The 20,502-nt window shown below is 57.0% G+C and carries 20 protein-coding genes; 13 read left to right on the forward strand and 7 right to left on the reverse strand.

Going from position 1 to position 20,502, the window contains the following annotated elements:
- From CSQ92_RS29245 to CSQ92_RS27655, 9 genes are all read left to right on the forward strand, one after another.
- A partial coding sequence (locus CSQ92_RS29245) for a hypothetical protein (RefSeq protein WP_218964098.1) occupies positions 1-185 on the forward strand: 185 nt, incomplete at its 5' end.
- 226 nt (positions 186-411) lie between these two features.
- Entirely contained in the window at positions 412-696 is a 285-nt protein-coding gene (locus tag CSQ92_RS28920; RefSeq protein WP_143450446.1) for a hypothetical protein, read from the forward strand.
- Positions 693-1,367, forward strand: a complete 675-nt coding sequence (locus CSQ92_RS27635) for an STY4526/YPO1902 family pathogenicity island replication protein (protein WP_099395949.1) — start codon at positions 693-695, stop codon at positions 1,365-1,367. Before CSQ92_RS28920 ends, CSQ92_RS27635 begins: the two co-directional genes overlap by 4 nt.
- Positions 1,368-1,394: 27 nt before the next feature.
- Entirely contained in the window at positions 1,395-2,543 is a 1,149-nt protein-coding gene (locus CSQ92_RS27640; RefSeq protein ID WP_099395950.1) for a PFL_4669 family integrating conjugative element protein, read from the forward strand.
- Between the two features lie 39 nt (positions 2,544-2,582).
- Positions 2,583-3,149 (forward strand): hypothetical protein, encoded by a 567-nt coding sequence (locus CSQ92_RS28925; protein ID WP_143450447.1) that lies wholly within the window; start codon positions 2,583-2,585, stop codon positions 3,147-3,149.
- A gap of 105 nt (positions 3,150-3,254) precedes the next feature.
- Positions 3,255-3,698: a single-stranded DNA-binding protein gene (locus CSQ92_RS27645; RefSeq protein ID WP_180277131.1), complete on the forward strand. Its 444-nt coding sequence runs from the start codon at positions 3,255-3,257 to the stop codon at positions 3,696-3,698.
- A gap of 53 nt (positions 3,699-3,751) precedes the next feature.
- Complete coding sequence (locus CSQ92_RS28930; RefSeq protein WP_143450448.1) at positions 3,752-4,309, forward strand: hypothetical protein; 558 nt, start codon at positions 3,752-3,754, stop codon at positions 4,307-4,309.
- A 37-nt stretch (positions 4,310-4,346) separates the two neighbouring features.
- Positions 4,347-4,781: a hypothetical protein gene (locus tag CSQ92_RS27650; RefSeq protein ID WP_099395952.1), complete on the forward strand. Its 435-nt coding sequence runs from the start codon at positions 4,347-4,349 to the stop codon at positions 4,779-4,781.
- Positions 4,782-4,810: 29 nt separating this feature from the next.
- Complete coding sequence (locus CSQ92_RS27655; protein ID WP_099395953.1) at positions 4,811-5,974, forward strand: DNA-methyltransferase; 1,164 nt, start codon at positions 4,811-4,813, stop codon at positions 5,972-5,974.
- A gap of 74 nt (positions 5,975-6,048) precedes the next feature.
- Here the strand turns inward: CSQ92_RS27655 and CSQ92_RS27660 are convergent, their stop codons facing one another.
- A complete protein-coding gene (locus CSQ92_RS27660) occupies positions 6,049-7,002 on the reverse strand; it encodes a zeta toxin family protein (RefSeq protein WP_099395954.1) in 954 nt (317 codons plus the stop codon).
- A gap of 47 nt (positions 7,003-7,049) precedes the next feature.
- Positions 7,050-7,292, reverse strand: coding sequence for a hypothetical protein (locus CSQ92_RS27665; RefSeq protein WP_099395955.1), 243 nt, complete (start codon positions 7,290-7,292; stop codon positions 7,050-7,052).
- Between the two features lie 1,013 nt (positions 7,293-8,305).
- Here CSQ92_RS27665 and CSQ92_RS27670 point away from each other — a divergent pair.
- From CSQ92_RS27670 to CSQ92_RS27685, 4 genes are all read left to right on the forward strand, one after another.
- A complete protein-coding gene (locus CSQ92_RS27670; protein WP_099395956.1) occupies positions 8,306-8,521 on the forward strand; it encodes a hypothetical protein in 216 nt (71 codons plus the stop codon).
- A gap of 438 nt (positions 8,522-8,959) precedes the next feature.
- A complete protein-coding gene (locus CSQ92_RS27675; RefSeq protein ID WP_099395957.1) occupies positions 8,960-12,058 on the forward strand; it encodes a hypothetical protein in 3,099 nt (1,032 codons plus the stop codon).
- A gap of 183 nt (positions 12,059-12,241) precedes the next feature.
- Entirely contained in the window at positions 12,242-13,342 is a 1,101-nt protein-coding gene (locus tag CSQ92_RS27680) for a hypothetical protein (RefSeq protein WP_099395958.1), read from the forward strand.
- 314 nt (positions 13,343-13,656) lie between these two features.
- Positions 13,657-14,919 (forward strand): AAA family ATPase, encoded by a 1,263-nt coding sequence (locus tag CSQ92_RS27685; protein ID WP_099395959.1) that lies wholly within the window; start codon positions 13,657-13,659, stop codon positions 14,917-14,919.
- Positions 14,920-15,061: 142 nt separating this feature from the next.
- Here CSQ92_RS27685 and CSQ92_RS27690 read toward each other — a convergent pair whose 3' ends face one another.
- The 5 genes from CSQ92_RS27690 to CSQ92_RS27710 form a co-directional block, all read right to left on the reverse strand.
- Positions 15,062-16,849, reverse strand: a complete 1,788-nt coding sequence (locus CSQ92_RS27690) for a site-specific integrase (protein ID WP_099395960.1) — start codon at positions 16,847-16,849, stop codon at positions 15,062-15,064.
- Positions 16,850-18,715, reverse strand: coding sequence for a DUF4209 domain-containing protein (locus CSQ92_RS27695; protein WP_180277132.1), 1,866 nt, complete (start codon positions 18,713-18,715; stop codon positions 16,850-16,852).
- 428 nt (positions 18,716-19,143) lie between these two features.
- A complete protein-coding gene (locus CSQ92_RS27700) occupies positions 19,144-19,713 on the reverse strand; it encodes a plasmid fertility inhibition factor family protein (RefSeq protein WP_373606070.1) in 570 nt (189 codons plus the stop codon).
- A complete protein-coding gene (locus tag CSQ92_RS27705; RefSeq protein ID WP_143450449.1) occupies positions 19,710-20,132 on the reverse strand; it encodes a hypothetical protein in 423 nt (140 codons plus the stop codon). The genes CSQ92_RS27700 and CSQ92_RS27705 overlap by 4 nt, the downstream gene beginning before the upstream one ends.
- A gap of 6 nt (positions 20,133-20,138) precedes the next feature.
- Positions 20,139-20,489, reverse strand: coding sequence for a hypothetical protein (locus CSQ92_RS27710; protein ID WP_143450450.1), 351 nt, complete (start codon positions 20,487-20,489; stop codon positions 20,139-20,141).
- Positions 20,490-20,502: the final 13 nt, after the last annotated feature.

The following is a 20,502-nucleotide window of genomic DNA, read 5'->3' on the forward strand; positions in this document are numbered from 1 at the left end:
AGTCCCTCCCCTGTTCCTGCCCGCCGGCCGCAGCGCGGCACGGTGCCACCGGCACGGTGTCGCGCCCTACCGTCAACGCTGCAGCTGCTGCCGGCGCCGCCGGCGCCTTCGTCCGGGTACTGCTGCTTATGCTTCGGAAGTTATCAAAACAATATTTAATTGCATTCAATAATTTTTTTAAATGAAATTTGGTTAGCGTTTATTAACTTGCTTGCGACAGCTCATAAGGCAGACGGTTGAAAAATATGTTGACATCTCTATTTTTGTGCTAAATTTACTTTGCGGGGTTGGTCGGTGGAAGGTTGAATACAAAATTGCGTTAATACAAAATGCGGACTCATCCATTTTGGGAATGAAAGTGTAGTTTCTACATGGCCAACTCCTCATGTTCAGTGAACTTGAGGAGTTATCATGACAAACCAAAGCAAACCCTTCAGTAATTTCGCGCCTGCGATATTAAGGCCGGGCTCGGTTAATTTTTCCAGATCGCAAAATATTGGTGCGAGTTCCCGCGCAAACAGCCTCTGCGCTACGAGACCTCCTCCTCGCCCTGTAGCATTTCCCTATTTCTCCACCGGCTTTCGATCCAGCGGTGCAAAGATTACTCATTTCCTCAAAATCGAACCAAACTTAACATTTGGTTCGCATCGCTACGTCAATTTCGCCAACTTCCCAACTGCAAGAGGCGAAAAATGATCAAGCTCAATATTAAAGATTCTGCAATCCGCGCGCTAATTATCGAATCTCTGCTCGATCAAGCAGACAACGATTCTGCCTCCCTGTTAAGCCAAGGAATCGACGCCGAATGGGTTGAAAACCTGCGCAACCTTTCGTCGCGAGATGCCTTACGGGCGTCACATTTTCATAATGTCACCATGGAGGTAACTTTAAACGAAAAACAACTATCCCATGCTTTCGCGCAAGCCGCAGATGAGCGGCGTGTTCGCCATTTGAAAGAGTATTTTGTACGCCATGGGGCTTCTGTTTCGATGATATGCAAAATGTTCAAGATGAGTAGCAAAGAGGCAAAGGCAGCTAAGCAACTTCTCCTCTCTGAACAGCGCTTAGGTAGACCTCCTATGCCAAGTCCTTATGAACGCGAAGATATACATGATAGCTGGGACAAAATTGTTAAAGCTAATCAAAACTCTCCGGTACGGGAGCAAATTGTTTTACTTCATAAAATTTATTCATCTCATACCCTGGCGACCTTGTGGCTCGTTATTAATGAGTTTGAACCATTTACGAATCAAGGAACTGCGAAGAAAAACGAGCAGTTCCCTCAACAAGGAACCAAATGGGAGGGTGGTAGCTGTGTGCATAAAGTAGTTAACCTTTCCAAGAGAACGACTTCGAATATTTCATAAAGCATATTCCATTCATAGGGGACTAAAATGGCGACGAATATTCAGGACGGCTCTGCACCAGAGGGCAATGACGCTTCAAAACGTCTCGTTTCAATAGCAGATATCTATTCTTCTATACCGTCTCCGTTTGCGACCACAACCGAAGTGGTATTTGAAACTGAAGAAGACTCACCATTTTCTGATGGTTATTCCATATCTAAAGAACGAGAGGCATTGCGTGATCTTCTGGAATCCGACACACCTAACGAAAATGATCCACGGTTCAAAAGACTAATGATGTACGAAGAGCGCCTCTTAGAATTTAACGTCATGCAGGAAGAGTATGAAAATAGAGCCGGTGCAGAAAAGATAGTCTCAATACAAGAAGCAGCACATTTGCGAAGTCTAGGATCTCTAATCAATGAGGACCAAGACACGATGCAACTGCACACAAAAGAAGCGTTTCGCCTCTTTATGGGCCGGGCCAAAGATCCAAATGGGAAGTTTGCGCAAATCGTGGGCGGAAAACGAGTTGCCGCCGCCCTGAAATGTCTATGGCTATTATCCGGTGCTGATAATCCCTATGCTGATTGGGCACTATTACGGCACGAAGAGCTAATGCAAGACATCACCCGTCGATTGGATCGAGAAGTTAAACGACTACATCAAAAACTGGAAGCGCAGCGATCCCGAGGTCTGCAATATTCTATTTTGTGTTCAGCCGAACCAAAGGTGCTTCTACTGGGTTTCAAAAGCCCATACGGCTATGCAATCAGCGATCTCGTCGCGCATTTTGACTACTACATTCGAACTGTAAAAACGCTGGTACGAAAAGACCAACTCACCGATGATCAAGGCCGACAAAGCATCCGCGAACTAACACGAGCAATACGGGCGGCGTTCATCGAGACGGCCCGCTTTGAACGATTTTTGATGCGTCCAGAGCTGCGCGACTTATGCCGAGCCGATTTTGTCCCAAATGCATCCGGTGATGCGGCAAGACGCCAGACGGACGTGACTCAACTATTGGGCCATATTCCCCCGGATGTGTACAGCGGAAAAATTCAGCCACGCCATAGCCGTAGACGGTTGAATTTGGCGCCAAACGAAAAAGCCATACTGGCGCACGTTAGCTCGGAGATGGAAAAGCAGGCAGGGAGCGAAATTGAGGCTGCGGCAATCGACAAATTACTTTAGGCGGCTGCAATAGGGCTGCTGATATCTTCAGGAGGTAATATGGACTGCGACAATCTTCCTTCTCAAGTTGAACAACTGGGTCGGGAATCCACAAGTGCACGAGTCAACAGTTTTCCCTTCCGACCGGTGCGGTTGCCCTCGTTGCCAACGATGTCCCTTAATGGCCTCGATCTCGACGCTGCCAATCCATCGTCAACAGCGGGCACTATTGCTTCCGGTTTTTCCGGTCAACACCATGTAGACCGAAAAGCCTTTAAGGGTAGGGGGGACCGCCGTCGCCTGCTCAAGGCACAAACAGCTGTTGACCAGGTCCATCAAGATATGCGACGGCTCGCTGCTGCGACCAGATCAATTAAGGCAAAACGCTTCTACCTGGCGATCCACACTCGAGGAACCACTGGTCAACTGTCCCTTCGGTGGAGACGCGCCGGAACAACCAATACTAGCCACATCGCATGGGACGAGCTTGAGGAGTTCCTGTCACCGCTTCCACCAGATCTTGTTCAGTGGTATCAGACGGTCAATGAAACGGCCGCCTCTCTAAACAGCCAGGAAAAACATAATCGCTCGGTTTTACGGCATTTCGAGGATCAAATCCGACGATAAAACGTAAACGAATGCCGATGCATTTATTCCATTCAAATCCATAATAGGCAGACGCGCCGAGCCTTTTGTGGAAACATGTGGCGCCATATTTACTCGGAGGTTGTAATGCCAAACACATTTCAAGGGGTCGGTAATTTAGCTGATGCACCTTCCATTAAAAACATCGTCGCGAAAAAAGGTAAGCCGATGAAGGCGGCAGAAATGCGCGTGTTTTTTGATGAATACGAAAAGGCGGGCGACGGTTCTTATACGCAAAGTGGGGGAATATGGCTACCAGTAACTACATATGAGCATACGGCTGAAAACTGCGCACGACTGCTGCGTAAAGGGACGCGCGTTAAGGTTGAAGGGCGCCTTACGCAGTTTGAAGCCCATGATGAAGCAGGCAATGCTGTCACCGCGTTCTCGGTCATAGCAAGCGCTGTTTTCTTGTCTCCTACGCGAGTTAATTCGGTCCAGTTTGCTGAGTCTCGCACTCGAAGCGCGCCAAGCACCATGGACGAACCTGCACCATTTGACGATACCGATTTCTATGAGCAGCAAGCATAGGTCTGTTCCTGATTAACAGGGGCCAGCGTGCCGGCCCTTTTCGAGGAATTATCATGAAAATCATCAATGTACTGTTCGCAGGTGTAATCGCGACAATATACTCGGGCTGCGCGAATTTTGATCCCACGCTGAATGGCCTGCTAAAAATTGATACTAATGTGGCCAAACCACCAGGACTGAGTGATCGTACTACAGGGCCAATTTATACATCGGGTGCTATTTCTTTCAAAGAAGAAGGCTGCACCGTACTTCCTAATCAGAAAAGCAAGCTCGATGTGGATACTCTCTATGGGCGAGCGATGTCGCGCTTCGGATTCAAGTCACCGGAGCAAATTGCGATTTATCGAAAATTAGTCGATAGAACTTATCTGGTCGATCAAGGGTACAAACACGAGAAACAGGGTGGCGCTTTCTACCATTTGGCTCAAACGGTTGCGTACGACGTGGCTGGAGGATCGCGAGCAATGTGGCTCGAATTCAAGTTTTCAAAAAATGGTACTGGCAGCGACGTTTCTGCTGAGTTTTGTGTGGATCCCACCGACCCAATAGCGTCCAGCAGCAATACACGCCAGAAAATTAGCGCTCGTATCCAGCAGATTCTCGGTGTTTAAACCTGTTCCAGCGCCTTAAAGAATGAAAGGAATACCAATGGATATCCCCAGCCTGATCCTACTTTTTCTGATTTGTGCCATTGGCGCCCACTTTTTCTTGAAATGGTGGTGGCCCATCATTAAGGAGCGTAAAAATTTGACACCGGAACAAATGATTGAGCGCGCCCTCCAAGCGCCGGCCAAGGGTGCGCAGCGAGACGCATATAAGTTCGGCTCTCCGATCAAAACGTTAGTGATCATAGTACTCAATGCCAATCTTCTATATGGCTGGTTGTGGTTCAGCCACCGCTCGATTTTTATGCTCTGGATTGGACTGCTTTACCTCATTGTCGGCTTCGTGGTGCAACACCTAGTCAAAATTCCGTCTGCAAACGAAATGAGCAGCTTGAAGTTCTGGGAGCGCCTCTGGCTCAGAATTTTTTACGCTTGGTTTTGGCCAATATACGTTCCATATATTTTACGCAGGAACTAACCGACTTCAATTAATGACGAGCGCGCGCCATGACGATCAAAATTCTTATCGGTGACGTGCGGGAGCAGCTGCGCGCGCTGCCGGCCGAATCTGTGCACTGCATCGTCACCAGCCCGCCATATTGGGGTTTGCGCGACTACGGCGTTGACGGCCAAATCGGCTTGGAAGCCACGCCGGCGGAATTTATCGCTGTGATGGTCGACGTTTTCAACGAGGCGCGCCGCGTGTTGCGCGCTGACGGCACCTGCTGGATCAATATGGGCGACAGCTACGCGACCGCCACTGGGCGCGTCGGCAATCACCCAGGTGGCGGGGCGCAAGGCCAAGCATGGCGGGGGGCTCGCGGAAGTCATGATGAAAAGCGCGGGTACGGTGTCGGCACCCGCGGCACCGGCACGCTCACACAGCCAAACCGCATGCCGCAGCAGGGCCTGAAGCCTAAGGATCTTGTCATGATGCCTCACCGCCTGGCCATCGCGTTGCAAGACGCTGGCTGGTGGGTGCGCCAGGACATCGTCTGGAGCAAGCCGAACCCGATGCCCGAATCCGTGCGAGACCGTTGCACCAAGAGCCACGAGTACATCTTCCTGCTTAGCAAGAGCGAGAAGTACTTCTACGATGCTGAGGCCATCAAGGAGCCGGCCGCCGGCGCCGTGGACCATCGGAGAAACAGCTTCGGCACCAAGGATTACGACGTGCCGGGCCAGAAACCGCAGAAGCGCACAGCACGCGGCGTCGGGTTTGGTCATGGCACCGATGCCAATGCGCGTCAACGTGGCCGCGTCATGGCATGCAGCAAGGACGAGGGGCGCGATGAATTGGGCTTGCACACGACCGCGCGTACGGCCGGCGGCGCCGGCTTCCGCGAGGATCCCGGCGCCCGCCCAGATATGCGCAACAAGCGCAGCGTCTGGACCATGGCCACGCATTCGTTTGCCGAGGCCCACTTCGCCACGTTCCCGCCGGAATTGCCGGAGAACTGTATCCGCGCAGGCTGCCCGCCTGGCGGCACGGTGCTGGATCCATTCTTCGGCGCCGGCACCACCGGTCTTGTCGCTGATCGCCTGCAGCGCGACTGCATCGGCATCGAATTGAACCCGGCCTATGCGGAAATGGCGCGCAAGCGCATCCAAGGGGAATCGACACTTTTTGCAGAAATTTCGGTAGCGGCACGGCCAATACATCACCAATGAAATCGTGATGCGGTATTGCAAAGCAGTCAGTCATTCCGGCTTTTCCGTAGGCGCCCAAACGCACGAGCGGAAGCCTATTTCGGGCCCAAGCCGTGATTCTCCACCCGGGGCGCGTTCGACGGCGAATAGTGGACCGCGAGGTTTTCCCGCTGCGCGTACGTGGGGGGCTCGTTGCCAGTCCCTTTGGAAGCCGTGTCGAGCATGAGCCGGTCATGGATCACGGCCTGCTTGGTCGCGTCATCCATCTGGGCTAGGAAGTAGGTGGTCGCCGCAAGTATCTCGCCCTTGTAGGTGCCGTTCAGCTCGTCTACGACTGCAACCTGATATCCGACCTTATCGAGATCAGCGATCAACTGGTCCAGTTCCTGTTCGCGCTGCTGCAGGGGATAAACCAGGCGCTGGAGTACCCAATCCTTCGCATCGGGCGAAACAGAGAACTGTCCGTCGCGCTCGATGACCGCCTGCAGCTTGGGCTTCTCGTAATCGACGGAGTTGTCGTAGATGTAGACGGCATCGGCAATCTCGGCCGCGCGCGGAAGCAGGGCGAGTGTGCGGTGGTAGCGCTCCCGCACTTTTTCGGGCGCGACGTAGTGCCCCGTGGTCGTGCCAGTTACATAACGCAGCGTCACCCGGGCAACGTTCTTTTCCGGGTCGTCGGTGGTGATGAAGGTCAGGAACAGACGGTAGTCTTGTTCCTTGAGCATCAGCATTTCGCTAATACGCGACGGGTGGGACATGACAGTCTCAAAGGCGAATGGCAGTTTGCTCTCGGTCGCTTCTGCGCGGATACGCATGGCAGCGCTCTGGGCCGCTTCGTCCCTGGCGTTCTGGTTCGGGAAGTCACCCTGCAGGTCCTTGGCCACCTGGTCGGGGTTGATGAAGTAAGCAGGTAGAGGATAGACACCCCTGACGGTCTCCAGACCTGTCTGCTTGATTTCGTCGATCAGCGAAGTCTTCCCGGACCCGTTCGGACCGGCGAATACAACCACATGCAGATCGAGCACATTATCTTTTTTTTCGTTGGACATATAAAAAACGCGGTCGAAGCCGCGTTTTCAAGTAAGGAGAAGGAAAATTATTTCACGTTGGACAAGCGTTTTCCGGCAAAGCTCGCGAGATCAAACGTGGTGGCCTTAGAAGCATCGCGTTTAGGGCCGTTTCCCATTGCCCGCCGCTTGACTTGGGCAAGCGTCTTCTCCATGTTGCCTGTGATGGCCTTATCCCACTCCTGGACGGTGGCGCCGAGGAACGGGGCGTCGCCCTTCAATACTGTCGGGGAGCTGAACCTAGGTGCGCTAGTGCGAATTTTGAGTGTCATGATGATATCCCTTCAACTTCCTTATAAGGATCATTATAGTCCATTAACGCCAGCGCTTCTCACGAATGCATCAATTGGAGCCAGTTGACGCCCAGAACGAGATTTCGCTCCCCGCTGCCGGGCGTCTGCGCCGGCTTCATACCCATGGAGGCCGGCTTGCCGCTGCGCCTGGTCCCTGCCCCAGTCACCTGGATTCCTTCAATCTGTACCAGCGGTTCGTCGTGATTAGTCTAGTAATCACGACTAGATTGCGGAAAAGGGCATTTCGCACCTTTTGGTACTGTAACAGGACAGGTAGCAGCCTGCTCCGGTAGAAGTCGCATAATCTACAGAACTCAACGCCTAACCCACACTATAGACAGAGGAAGGCGCCATTAGAGTCTGCCATTACAGCACAAGCCGCCGCAAGGCATTCCCATCGTCTTACCGCAGTATCTTTAACCCCCACTATTGGATGAAAAGCCAGTGATCGTACCTGCCGGGTACATCGCTTTCATTGGCTTGCTTCCACTTCGCTTTAATCCCATCCCATTGACCAATCTTTTTTCCAGCTACGAACTGCATTCGCCGCAGGGCATCAAGCCCTGCGCACGTCCGCAGCAGTCGACTGTTCGTACCTCCAGGTTCAAGCTTGACGCAGGCGCCAGTGCTTGAGATTACTACGCCATTGGCATCGCCTAGGGCTTTACCGCATGGAAAACCCACCAGAGGAAGCAAAAGGCAAGTCGGCGCAACATGCACTAATGGATGCCAGTCAGTCAATTCGTGACAGTAGGCTGAATGAATCTGATCCCCGGAAAACCCACCACATGAAATAGGAGAAACAATCCGCAAAAATACTAGCACACACGTGCATTGGCGAGGAGCTGAAAGTCCTCCGCGTCATGAGCAGCAAACAACACTATATGTATATATGAAGAAGCGAGCTGAAGGCCAGCCAGGTTAAACAGCAACCGCTTCATTTGGCAGGAACGCATACCGCGCGCCTACTTTCCACTTTACGGAGATTGACAATGCTTCAGAATCAAAACAAGACCGTCCTTGAACAACTGATGGAGCTCACCTACAAGGCCTGGTGCTGGCACAATATGCTCAAAAGCTTGACCATGAATTTCCTCTCAACCGACCTTGGCCAGTGGATGATGAGCGGTAGTACTCATCTGCTTCAGCAGCTTGCCCCCAACAATATCTGCGACATTTTGCAAAGTGTTTTGCCGCTGGTACTCTAGGGAATGAAATCCTCTTTGACTAGTTGGAGGGAGAATCTCTCCATTCTCGTGCCCGATTTTTCCACATGCAATAGCATCCCGAGACCTAATCGCCATTTGACCGATGGGTGGGATAGAAACAGCGCGAACCGCCAGGGACATCCGGTGTGCAACACGTCGCTGAATTCACGCGCCATAACACAACCCTGGAAATTGTAAAAACCCACAGATTTGTGAACTTTAAGGCTACAATTGTGCGGCGACGTTGAGACAGTAGACCTCCTTTATATACTGAGCTAACACGCACTGCTCAACACCGAAGTGGCACAGAGCAGGAGGCTCTTCTCGGCACTCTGACCTCAAGCAGGAAGGGGACTGTGCAGCACCCAAAGTACACTTTGAGGCCAATCCAGATTCTGAACATCGGCGAAGCTGACCCATAGGATATTTCACAAAACGATGCACTTCCTCGACCAGCAAATTCCGGCACCGAAAAACTGGGACAAGTTTGAAGATCTGACGCGTGCCCTATTCGCGGCAGTCTGGGAGAATCCGCTCATCCAGCGGCACGGCCGGGCGGGTCAAGCGCAATACGGAGTCGACATTTTTGGTTCACCAAAGGAACTCCCGAGTCGCACCTTCGGTGTACAGTGCAAGGGAAAGGATCAGCTCTACGGCGCCGCCGCGACTGCTGACGAGTTCGATGCCGAACTCGCGAAAGCGGAGCGCTTTTCACCCCAACTCGGTCTATGGATATTTGCCACCACCGCTCCAAACGACGGGGCGCTTCAACGACACGTCGCGGCTGTATCGGAGCGGCGTGTAAAGGCTGGCCAGTTCGCCGTGGGAGTGCTCGGGTGGGAGTCAATCGTTAGCCTGATTTCGTCCCACCCCAAGGTTGTCGAGGAATTCTACCCAGAACGATCTAGTGCGATTCAACAGCTATTAGGCGCACTGGCCGAAAAGACTGCCGCGGCTCCCAACTGGGCAGAGATATCCTTCACGTCGCGGCGTGATCTCGGCCCTGCCCTTATGGGACGCCCACTTGGGCCTGCGGACGTTGGCGCCTGCCCTACCTTGCCAGAGGCCGAAACCCTGCTTCAGGAGCTTCGCCAAGCTGGAACGGCGCGGTTAGCCGGTGTTCCCGGCGCAGGCAAATCGATATGTGCCTTGCAGGCCGCGCGCGCCATGGGAGCGAGCGGTTGGCGCACCTTCCGTCTTACCGATCCGGCGGCGGGTGTGCCCCCCGCGGCGTCGATACCGGAACGGACGCTCTACATCGTTGACGATGCCCATCTGGCGCCACCCGCGCAGCTACGGGCGCTGGAGGAATCTGCCTCAGCTACCCGGTGGGTGCTAAGTGCTCATACGCTGTCGGATGGAAAGGTGACTGCCGCAGGCACGATTCACCTTGACGCCAAAAGAGCGGTCGCGGTCATTGCCCGCAGCCTTCGTACGGATGCCGAGCGCACACTTGCCGCCGTCCGAAAAGCCGACGGCAATGAAGGGTCAGAGTTGTCCGAGGAGTCTCTCGACTGGCGCCTCAATCAAGCCGAAACCGCGCAATTTCCATGGCAATTCTGCTTCATCCTCGGTGGAGGCTGGCAACGGTCTAAATCGATGGCCGATTCTGCCCGCGCCGCCGGTGCAGACGTGGTATTGGCTGCTGCAGCCATCCGACAGCTTGCCTCTCGCGACGCGTCCTGTCCGTTTGACAGTCTGAGAGCACAAGTAGAAGACCAGGTCGCTAATGCCGAACTTCAGAGCGCAGTTGACTGGTTGGTTGCCCAACGTTTGCTGCTCACACGTTCCGACTTGCGCTGCCCTCACCAACGCCTAGCCGCCGTTCTGCTCGGGCAAATTCTCGATGGCCAGGACCCGGAAGGCATCAATCGAATAGCTCGCCTGCTGCAGTCTACGCTTGCCAACCCAAAGCTCCCCTTGGGGGGCTTTTCGGTACTTCTAGGTGAGTTGCGGCGCACTGGCAACTATGGGCGTTGGTCGTACCTGATAAAGTCGGAATGGCTGCGTCCGCTGGTCGATCGGGCCTGGGCCGCCTTTACACCTATTGAAATTCTCCATGCAAGCTGGGCCCTGAATGAAGCCAGGAACTACCTTGAACTTGATGGGATCGGTGCCGCTGACCATCAAGACGTCATCGTCGGCTGGATCGAGGCCACGCCCATTGGCGCTTGTTATGCCCTGGGCAGCCTTGTGAACCAAATCACGTATCGTCAAGAAGAACTTGGCACAGCGATTAGGGGTCGAGTCTCTCCAAATATCATGGCGGATTCGATCAACACCGCGGCCTCAATCCATGCCTGCGAGATCGCCGAGTTGATTTCCCTGAGTCACTTGACGAGCGATGAGCCGTGGAAGGTCACCTACTTGGCTGCGCTTGATCGCAACCACCTCTTTCATCTGGTCTCCACTTGGCCCCCCGAGGCCTCGCTCTCCCTAGTCGCAGACCTTTCCAAGCACATCAGCCATGTCGATGAGGCATTGGGCTGCGAGCTGATCGAAGCGCTCGCCCCCTCGATCGCAGTGCGGCTTCAAAACGATCCTCAAGGCGCGTTCCAAGAACTCAACGATCTCTTTTGGCATGCGCTGCGAGTCTACGATCCCCTTGGACTGTACGTTGGAAAGCGGCGCGCCACGACCAAGATGAAGCGCGCCGCACGTCGAATATGCGCCTGCTGGGAGCCGAGACACCTAGCGGACAAGCTGTCACGGAGCGACGAGCGATCATTTCAAGCAGCTGCCGGTCTCTTGGATGTCCTGAGGAAAGTCAACCCCACCGTCTTCGCGGCAACGGTCCAAGCGCTCGATTGGCAAAGGATCGGAAACGCCATCGGATCCGGCTGGAAGGATGAGATCGGCGACGCGCGCATGCTGTTATCTGTGGCGTGGCTGCTTCCTACTGCCCGACCGACCATCAGCGAATTTATTGCACGCAATGAAGCCCAAATCGCCAATCTATCGCCTCGACTCGCTTGGATGGCTCCCGAAGTTGCGTTTCGTCACTTGGCTGCGGGCAAGCCCGTTTCCATTACCAAGCACGGTCACGGTGAATGGCCGCTCGGCGTAGCCATGTTGGCACGCATCGCGCGCACTAGACCCAGCCTTTTGGCCGCCCTCCTTGAGCCGCACTATGCCCCCATCGCTGCGATCTTGTCGCAGCAAAGTCCGTCTTTCTGGGATGAAGCCGCCCTGTTTATCCGCGTTCTCGCCGAAGTCGATGAACCAGGCTTGACCCGCATCCTGGATCAGATCGATCCGGTAAGTGCCACGGAGGGATGGCGCAAGGCTCTGCTGGGTGGGGAAGCCCATCGCAAGCATACAAAGAATGCCAACCCGCGCGAAACGGCGGCGCTCCTTATCCACTATTCCATTGACCGCGCGAATGCCCTCGGTGATGTGGCGCGGCGTCTGCGCCGCGAGCATCCTAAACGCTCGACCCCTTCAGCGAAAATGCTGGAGCCGATCGAGTGGTCGGAATCGTTCGATGACACTCCCGCTACCGCGAAGCCATCAAATGTTGCGCCGCAAGAGGCTTGACACAGTGTCCTCACTCGACCTATTGACCCATGTCCGGCGTGTTCCGGTGACGATCGCCTGTGCTCGCGAGCGATTTAGAGCCGCTGATCATGAAGGTCCGGGGATGGTCACGGTCGTTCCGAAAGTGAATTCTTCGCTGTCGATTAGCCGCTATTAATACCTGACTGAGAGGACGACTGAGAGATGGAACCGCAAGCTTACGTTCGTGCCCTTAACGCACAATTCACCTACCTGTTCGCCTATGCGCGGACGATTAACGAGATCGACACCGCCGCAGCTTTGTCAGGTGAGTTTCGCGGGGCGCAGGACGCCGGCTGGTCAACAGTCCAGACGGCTTACGAAGTGTTTGGGGAACTAAATGCGCTATGCAACAAGGGCGCCGCCCTAACCAAGCCGGAACTGCGCCAGGTGCTTTGTCTGTACGCTCACCTTGCCGAAGCCGGCGGCGTGTACGAAGGCCTGCTTAACACCATGCGCGTTGCGCAGTTGAAGGCCTACAACCTTTGGCCCTTTCAGAACCTAGTCCGGGTGCGCCGCGAGCCCCGTGCAGTGATCGGCCCCAACGCCAATGCGATGTTTCGGCGCCTAGCAGAGGTCGCAACGGAAATCGGCATGACAGGCCTCGCCCACCTGCTCGAAATCACATTCCGCGACGATATTCGCAACGGCATGGCGCACGCCGATTATGTTCTAGATCAGGATGGTCTGCGACTACGGCGCCGCAACGGCGGTCAACCAGTCAGCGTATCACTCCATCAAATTCAGAACAGTGTGCAAACCGCGATGTTCTTCTTCGAACTATTGCAATACTTTCAACGATCGGCCATGGAGACTTATCGTTCCCCCAGGACAATCGTTGGCCGGTTTAGCGAGAACCCGCCGATGCCGTGGACAATTGAGCTGACCGAGGAAAAAGCGTTCAGCATCTCAAGCAGCGCTCCCGGCCCCCAGGTAGACGCCGTATATGAGCGTCAGAGGCGGGTAAACGAAAAGTTGGGCGGCCGGATGGTAGCCGCCTACAGCGGCCCTGAGACCGAGATCCAGCCCTCCCTTCTGAACGAAATTTCGGCGGAGGGCTTCGAGGTCCTCGTGATCGCCATGGAAACGACCAACCAATACGAGGCGCTGGTGGCCGAGGTCGAGACGCACAGCCTTTGGGATCCTGCGCCGAGTCCCGATGGTGTAACAGTGCTCATGGTTACGCCGCTTGGCTTCCGCAGGCTTGCGACGGGTGCCGACTTCCGGGCGTGGCTCCCTGCCGTCGATGAGATCCAGGTGGCCTGAATGTTCTATTGCTGGACGGATTGCCCCACTCATATTGCCCGTTCCTCTAGGTCCTCGCGAACGCCGCAGCCCAGTCGTAAGGCTCGTCGAAACACAGCTCTTTTAGGTCTTCACGGATCTGTTTCAACGTGCGCCAGTACTTGCGTGACTTCGCCCCTTCTGTCTTGAGGAGAGCAGAAAACAGGGACGCGTATATATCGATGGCGCGGCTGAATCGTCGCTCAACTTAGGCTGGGTCTATGGTTTCCGAGCGAAGGTATCATTGAATGTCACGACTACCGCAAGCAAATTTTGCATCTAACTTGGATTGAAAAATGATCGACATAATCTACGAAGCAGTGGAACGGCAATACTTCGAATCGGGAGATTTCAACGGCATGCCGATCTACGCGTTAAAGGTTTTTTTTGACGTGGATACCCCCGAGTTCCGCTCTGTCCTGCGCAAGGGAATCGAGAACGAGGTACTGACCGCCAACTTCCACGGCAACACCCACATCAAGCCCTTTTCCAAGATGCCGACGGCGAAGGTTCTTGAAGACTTCGATTCCGCTGAGTACCCGTCCCATACTTGCCTTTACCCGCATCCCAGCAAGCTGGCAAGTTCGCCGCGCCTCTCCGGCTACACGCAGGCCCCATACGAGCTGGAGTTGGCCAAGGGCGGCGGTCAGCTCGACTTCCGGACATTCGACCTGTCGGTTCTGGAACACTACCGGAACGATCCCCGTTACTCGTACAGCACTGACTTTATCCACGGTCAGATCTGCATCGAAGATGCATACTACGAATCCGGAAAAATGGCCGAACACGATCAGATACTTCTCGAAACCTTCGGCTTCGCGTACGACGACGACCTGAACCGGTATGTAGCGGTCTTCTTGCGTTATATCTCGAAACTCAGCCCGGAACACCAGCGGGTATGGCATGCCAAGGAGGTCTCCGGAAACATCAAGCTCCACCCCGACTACTATGCGTCTTCCATCGAGGGTTCTTGGGGAACGCGGATCTCGATCTTCGAAGCGTTCGTTATGGAATTGCAAACGATAAATCAGATGTGCGCGCTTATGAAACGCCCCCCGTTGTTCCGAAATTCGTTCAAGGAGGATCGCCCCAAAGAGTTCGGATTTCTCCTACGACCGACGGTTGCGGAATTCAACGACTTCATCCTACTCCTGGACAAAATGATGTCCGACAACATTAACAAGGACTTCTTCGGCAACGACGTGGAAATCGAAACCGACGAGGCACGCGACGATGGCAAGATCATAGTCAAGCCCAAGGGAACGGTACAGATACTGGAAGCGTGGTTCGCCAAGCTGTTCCGAGCAGCCGACGAAGGCCACATGAAAGCCATGATCGCAAGCTTCAAGAAGGTCCGGAAGCTCCGCCAAGCACCGGCGCACAAGGTGAATGCAGACGCGTTCGACCAGGAAATATTCCTGAAGCAGCGGGACATCGTGATCGAGGCGTACGACGCCGTCCGAACCATCCGCCAGGCCTTCGCCAGCCATCCTGCGGTCAAGAGGAGTCCACCTGAGATAGACGAACAGCTTTTCAACGGGGAGATTTGGGATATCTAGGTGCTACGAACGGGACCCTTGTTGCCAGTAGTACCGGCCCTTCTACGTCTAACTAGCCACAGTCGCTCAACTCTTCGTGTGGTGAACTACAGGACTGCAAATTCCGATGGTTGTCAATGATTTTGATATCGTTGGTGAGCTTTCATTCGATTCGTGGCAAGTCCTTTCGATGCAACATGCCGGCCGCCTCCGCCAGACGCTTCTCCCGCGCCCGGACATACACTGCCGTGGTGTCGGCGCTGGCGTGGCCGAGAATTTCTTGCACCACATACAGTTCTACCCCTCCTTCGATCGCCAACATACCGAACGTGTGCCGGAAGGCATGCGGCGTGGCCTCGATCAGGGCAAACATGTCTTCTGGTGACAGTTCGGCTTCGGTGCCCAGGGCCTGCAGGTCGTCATGCACCCGCCGCAAGGCCCCTGTGACCACATCGTAAAGCGCTCCTGCCGTGTAGCCGCGGTGGCCAGCAGTGCCATCGCCATGGCGCGCCAGCGCTGCCGGCGTCGCCGGTATGACCAAGGGCGATAACAGCGGGCGATCATCGCCGACCTGGTCAAAGTCTGCTCCGAGATCAGCCCAGTGCGCACGCAGCGCGTCAATGGTGCGGGGACTGACAGGCAGCACCCGCCTCTTCCTCCCTTTGCCGAGCACCTTCAGCATCCAGATGCCGGGCACATGGCGACTGGGCGTGAGCGCGTTGCGGCGGGCCGATACGGCTTCCGCGCGACGCAATCCCGAATCGCCCATCAGCAGCAGCATCGCAAGGGCGATCCGGTCCCGTCCTCCCTCGGCTTGCTGGGCACGTCGCTCAAGCACCGCGATCAAGACTTCCCAGGCTTCGGCCGTCAACGCTTTGTCGACCTGGATCGGATCGGTCTCGATATCGACCACGGGATCCTTGACCGCGAGCCAGGGATTGCCTCCCAGGTAGCGCACGCGCGCCAGATACTCGAACGCGGCGCGTAGGATTTGCACCGTCTGCTTTTGCGAGGCCGGCGACATCGTCTGGTCGGAGAACGGCCGCCAGCGGCGGCTGGTGCGCGGCGCGCGCGGCGCGCAGAAGCTCGCCGCCGGCATGGCCAGGAAGCGCACATAGGCCTGGCATTCATCGACCAGCAACGACGAAATCGGCTTGCAGGCGATCAGCGCGCTCCACAGCACAAGGCGCTCCAGCTCGCGCCGGTACGCGCGCAGCGTATGCGGCTGCCCCTCATACCGCGCCAGGTAGCACTCGATCGCCTCCAGATCGTTGGTGGCGCTGATGAAGCAAAACCGCTCGGCGCGATTGATGCCGCGGCTGCCGTCGTAAAGCGCGGGCAGTGAAAATGTTCCAAGCGGTGACAGCACGCCCTCGGCCACATCGAGCACCGGAAGAGCGTCGCGCGTCACCAGCGCGCGCGTATCCGAATCGATGGCGCCCAGCGTTTCGGCATGGCGTTGCAGCCAGCGCGCCAGCACTTTGGCGCGGCCGAACCCGACGCGCGGGACCGCCCGCCACCAGGCCGGCCCGCGCACCCGCATCATCGCCATCAGTTCGCCGAGGGTGCGCACGTCCTCACCGCGCAGCGCGGCCGTCAGCCGCGGCCGGAACCACCGGCCGATCGCGTCATCCGGCATGGGGACCGGTTCCGGCAGGTCCGCCGCTTGTACCAGGATGGCAAGCGCCTTGACGGAGATTGTGCCGCCGCGTCGTGCGTTTTGCAGGATGTCCGCGAACGCCGGATTATGTCCGATCGCGCGTTCGACCAGCTCGTCGCGCATGTGGATCAGGAATCGTTCGAGTCCCTGTTGCACCTGAGGGCTGTCGTCCTGGTAGTACAGGTCGGCGATACGCTGAATAGGCACTTTTTGCACGAAAGCGCGCAGTGCCGTGTAATCAGTCCGGTTATAGCTGATCGGCGGGATCACGACATGGGTATTCTGTGCCATTTAATCGCCTGCGTGCGCCGGGTGGTCGGTGGTAGCTGCATCAACGGTACCGGCCACAGGCTCCATGGCGGCGCACTGCTCCACCACCAGGCGCATCACCAGCCACCAGAGGTATATCCCGTATGGCCCTTTGACCAGGCTCTCGTCGGCCAGGCCGTGGGCCACCATATTGCGCAAATTCGGTCCCGACGGGTCGCACATCAGCGCGCGTATCGTAAAAGTCAGGTCAACGTCGAATGCGTCACGCATTTCAGGACGCTCGATCAGGTTGGACAGGCCAATCTCGGTATCGAGACCAGCTGCGTCATGGGTCGTGGTGAGCGCACCGGCGGCTTTCAGCTTCATGCGGACGATATGTTCGAACTGCGGCACGAGAATATGCACCGCCTGTACGAAATCACCACACCAGCCGGCGTGCAGCCCTTGGGCGACCAACGCAGCGCGCTCGTTTGGCACCAGCGGTGCTCTGCTGGCCAGCGCCTCGAACGTTCCGAGGTCGAAATGCATTTCCCGCCACATAGTCTCCAGTGCCGGCAGGATCATACCGATTACCGTGGTAGTACACAGGATATGGCATGCCTGAGTGGCCTCGGCCAGCACCTGGGCATCACCACCATCGCCATCCACACCGACGCCGGGCCGCCGGGCGACGGCCCGGCCGTCATTGGCCAGTACCACCGAATCGACCAGTCTACTGATACGCCCTGTTGGCAGCGGCCGCTCAGCTGCCGCGATCAACTGTGCACGGTTCGGTAGCGCATGAATCCGGGTCAGTGCCCATAGCGCGCCGAATGGCGACCGGCCCTGCACGCGATCCCGCGCCACTGCGGCAAAAGGCGACAGGTCGAATACGTGCTCGAACGATTCCATTTCGTTCAGGGCCTCACGCCCGGCCGTATCCTGCTGCGCGCGCACTGCGGCGATCATGGTATTAACCTGATGCTCTTCCCGGTACGCGCCCGGCACCGAGCGATACATCTCGATCGCTTTCGCATACCAATTTTTTCGAGTGATGGCGGCGCCGGCTGCGTCGCCGATCATCACCATGATCTGGCCGGCCAGGGCCAGCATGGCAGCCTCGCGCGGGGCACCAGCGGGCGCTCGTGTAAACCACCGTGCCGCCGCTTCGGCATATTTCAGGGCATCGGCACGCTGGCCCGCCCGCTGCCGGGCTTCGGCCTGCGCCGCCAAGCGCTCACCAATGTCCTCCGCGTGGGCGCGCCCGGCCTCTTCCGCCCACATTGGCCCGAGATACGACAAAGCCATGCAATCTGGTGCAGCGACCGCATCGTAAAACACCTGCAACAAGCCGGCCTCGATAGTGGCCACGCGCCCAGTGTCGCGGATCCCCCGCGCCAGCTGCAGCGCGCGCCGCCATCCATCGCGCCCCGACAGCAACCAGCTGTCGCCATCGAGCGGTAGCTGGCAATAGGTGTCGATGGCCATGTGGACGAACGCGATGCCGCGGCGCCGCTCACGCAGCCAGACGATATCGGCCACGCGCGCCTTTAACAGGGTGTTCTCCACTTCCTCGGCGAACTCCGACAAGGCTGCGATCTCGTCAGATGTCAGGTCCTCAGGCATGAACCCGCGACGGCCGTCAGCTGCTTTCCACGCCGGTTGAAATGGCGCCCTCTTGTGGTCCGGTTCCAGCTGCAGCGAGCATATCCTGGCGAGCAGTATCAGCGCGCGCTCACGCGTCGCTTCCCCCGCGCGCCGTGCCGTGCCTATCTCCAGGTCAAGTTCCGTCGACATTCCAAGATACCATCCATCAGAATCGCGCGCGATGGCCCGCTGATAGTCGCAGCCGGCCAGGTCGGCAGCCGTCAGCGGCAGTTCGGGCGATATGGAAGGAATGGCAGTCATGGCGGCGTGGCTCCTGGGTGACCGGGACGGTGGGACGGCGCCCGGCATGGCGTGTAGTTGGCGGCCCCATCAAAATGGGGGTTTACACGGCTATCATACCTGTTTCACGCGCAAAAAGACGAATAATCCTTCCGTGATAATACGGATTATCACGGAAGGGCAGGACCATCCGATGTGCTCCTTCGCGACTTACAGCCGCTTGTCGAGCGCCAGGGCGGTATGGTGGACCTCGACCCGGTGCTCGCCCCGTCCGCCCGTTGCGACGGGCGCCCTCCTCTGCCGCTGGCCATCCACCGTCGGCTTGTTCTCGTTCTATCGTTCACGCCCCGGCATCTGCCCGACATGCCGGCACTTGTCGCCTGGTGCTATAGCCTGCCGCAGGTGGCAGGTCCGCCGCCACTCCCCTGCCGCTGATCGAACTAACGGTTTCAATCCATTTTTTGCTTGAACAAGGTACCGATGGCGACCGGCTGGCCGCCATCCACGCCGGCCAGCGCCTGCAACCGTGCCGCGTCGGCCATCGGGCATTTGACCGGCATGGCCTGCACGCCGTGAGTCAGCAGCCAGATGGTGCGGGTGACCCCGTCGGTGAACGAGAGGACCGAGTGCTCGGTCACGTCGACGCGCTCCAGCACCTGCCCCAGCAACCGGCGACGCCACACAGGCGTTTCCAAGCGTCGCAGTTCACAGCTGACGGTGGCCAGCGGCACCGGGTTGACACGGCCCTCCGTAAAATGCTTGTCCGGCCAATGGAACTTGCGGTCCAGCGGCCAGGTCGCGGGGCTTTGGTGCGCCACCTCTGGATGGCTGCTGCCCGGCCGGCGCCATAGCTGCAGGAACCGCTCGGCGTCAACCTCCACGACCGCCCATGCTTCGCCGTCAGATCCTGGATCCTTCTCGGACATATAGACCGTGTCGCTGTCGGTGTGCACGGTGAACAGCGCGCCCTTGAAGTGGTGAATAAGGTGAACACCGGCGAAGGTGCGCAGCGCCGTCATGGCGAACAACTATCGCCGGCGCTGGCGGGCCGCTTGTCGCCGCGCGCCAGTTCCGAGGCGGACGAGCTGCAGTTCCGCTCAGCCGGCTTGCCGGTAATGAACTGCTTGCCGAGGGCTGGCATGTGTTCGCTGGCGGCTACAGAACGGAATTTACCGGACTCGCACCAGAATGCAACTCTGACGCCTTGCTGAGCAGCGAACAGCTGCTGGGCCTGGGCACAGTTCTGGAGGTTATACGCCGCTCCGTCCAGCGCGTCGAAAGTGGCGACATGCAGGCGCAAGGCCGCATTGGTCACGCTGTTCCGGTATAGGGTGTAGATTGCGGCATCCGGCACTGCCTGGGCCCGTACGGTCTGCATGGCGACCATGGCCAGGATAAGCATGGCCTGACGGGGTAGACTGGAAGCGTTCATCGTCATACGCTGTCAGCAGGGATCGGTGTGTTTGCGCGCCAGCGGCACGAGGAACACCAGGTGGCCGTCTGCCTCATACGTGGCCCGCTCCTGTTGATACTCGCTCCCTGCGGTGTTCCGGTCCTCACAGCCCTTGTAGATGCTCCACGAGGTTTCAAACTCGATGTCGACCTGAGTAGGACAGTCTTCGTCGATCTCCACGCTGTCCACCTTGACGTCGTAGATTTCCGCGCGGTCGTCGGCGTGGTCGTCCAGTAGCGCGTGCGCGACCTCATATAAGCGCCTTCCGCCGTTCTCCTGCAGGACCTGCTGAAGCTGGTCCGCGTCCAGGCCCTGACCGACTAAAACCGACATCTCACGCATTACCTGCTCCTCG

Origin of the sequence: Janthinobacterium sp. BJB446, assembly GCF_002735655.1 — a bacterium.
Lineage (GTDB): Bacteria > Pseudomonadota > Gammaproteobacteria > Burkholderiales > Burkholderiaceae_D > Janthinobacterium > Janthinobacterium lividum.

What these genes read in the sequence shown, in the direction of transcription:
- CSQ92_RS28920 (WP_143450446.1), top strand. Translation starts at nt 412, where the DNA reads ATGACAAACCAAAGCAAACCCTTCAGTAATTTCGCGCCTGCGATATTA.
- CSQ92_RS27635 (WP_099395949.1), top strand. Translation starts at nt 693, where the DNA reads ATGATCAAGCTCAATATTAAAGATTCTGCAATCCGCGCGCTAATTATC.
- CSQ92_RS27640 (WP_099395950.1), top strand. Translation starts at nt 1,395, where the DNA reads ATGGCGACGAATATTCAGGACGGCTCTGCACCAGAGGGCAATGACGCT.
- CSQ92_RS28925 (WP_143450447.1), top strand. Translation starts at nt 2,583, where the DNA reads ATGGACTGCGACAATCTTCCTTCTCAAGTTGAACAACTGGGTCGGGAA.
- CSQ92_RS27645 (WP_180277131.1), top strand. Translation starts at nt 3,255, where the DNA reads ATGCCAAACACATTTCAAGGGGTCGGTAATTTAGCTGATGCACCTTCC.
- CSQ92_RS28930 (WP_143450448.1), top strand. Translation starts at nt 3,752, where the DNA reads ATGAAAATCATCAATGTACTGTTCGCAGGTGTAATCGCGACAATATAC.
- CSQ92_RS27650 (WP_099395952.1), top strand. Translation starts at nt 4,347, where the DNA reads ATGGATATCCCCAGCCTGATCCTACTTTTTCTGATTTGTGCCATTGGC.
- CSQ92_RS27655 (WP_099395953.1), top strand. Translation starts at nt 4,811, where the DNA reads ATGACGATCAAAATTCTTATCGGTGACGTGCGGGAGCAGCTGCGCGCG.
- CSQ92_RS27660 (WP_099395954.1), bottom strand. Translation starts at nt 7,002, where the DNA reads ATGTCCAACGAAAAAAAAGATAATGTGCTCGATCTGCATGTGGTTGTA.
- CSQ92_RS27665 (WP_099395955.1), bottom strand. Translation starts at nt 7,292, where the DNA reads ATGACACTCAAAATTCGCACTAGCGCACCTAGGTTCAGCTCCCCGACA.
- CSQ92_RS27670 (WP_099395956.1), top strand. Translation starts at nt 8,306, where the DNA reads ATGCTTCAGAATCAAAACAAGACCGTCCTTGAACAACTGATGGAGCTC.
- CSQ92_RS27675 (WP_099395957.1), top strand. Translation starts at nt 8,960, where the DNA reads ATGCACTTCCTCGACCAGCAAATTCCGGCACCGAAAAACTGGGACAAG.
- CSQ92_RS27680 (WP_099395958.1), top strand. Translation starts at nt 12,242, where the DNA reads ATGGAACCGCAAGCTTACGTTCGTGCCCTTAACGCACAATTCACCTAC.
- CSQ92_RS27685 (WP_099395959.1), top strand. Translation starts at nt 13,657, where the DNA reads ATGATCGACATAATCTACGAAGCAGTGGAACGGCAATACTTCGAATCG.
- CSQ92_RS27690 (WP_099395960.1), bottom strand. Translation starts at nt 16,849, where the DNA reads ATGGCACAGAATACCCATGTCGTGATCCCGCCGATCAGCTATAACCGG.
- CSQ92_RS27695 (WP_180277132.1), bottom strand. Translation starts at nt 18,715, where the DNA reads ATGACTGCCATTCCTTCCATATCGCCCGAACTGCCGCTGACGGCTGCC.
- CSQ92_RS27700 (WP_373606070.1), bottom strand. Translation starts at nt 19,713, where the DNA reads ATGACGGCGCTGCGCACCTTCGCCGGTGTTCACCTTATTCACCACTTC.
- CSQ92_RS27705 (WP_143450449.1), bottom strand. Translation starts at nt 20,132, where the DNA reads ATGACGATGAACGCTTCCAGTCTACCCCGTCAGGCCATGCTTATCCTG.
- CSQ92_RS27710 (WP_143450450.1), bottom strand. Translation starts at nt 20,489, where the DNA reads ATGCGTGAGATGTCGGTTTTAGTCGGTCAGGGCCTGGACGCGGACCAG.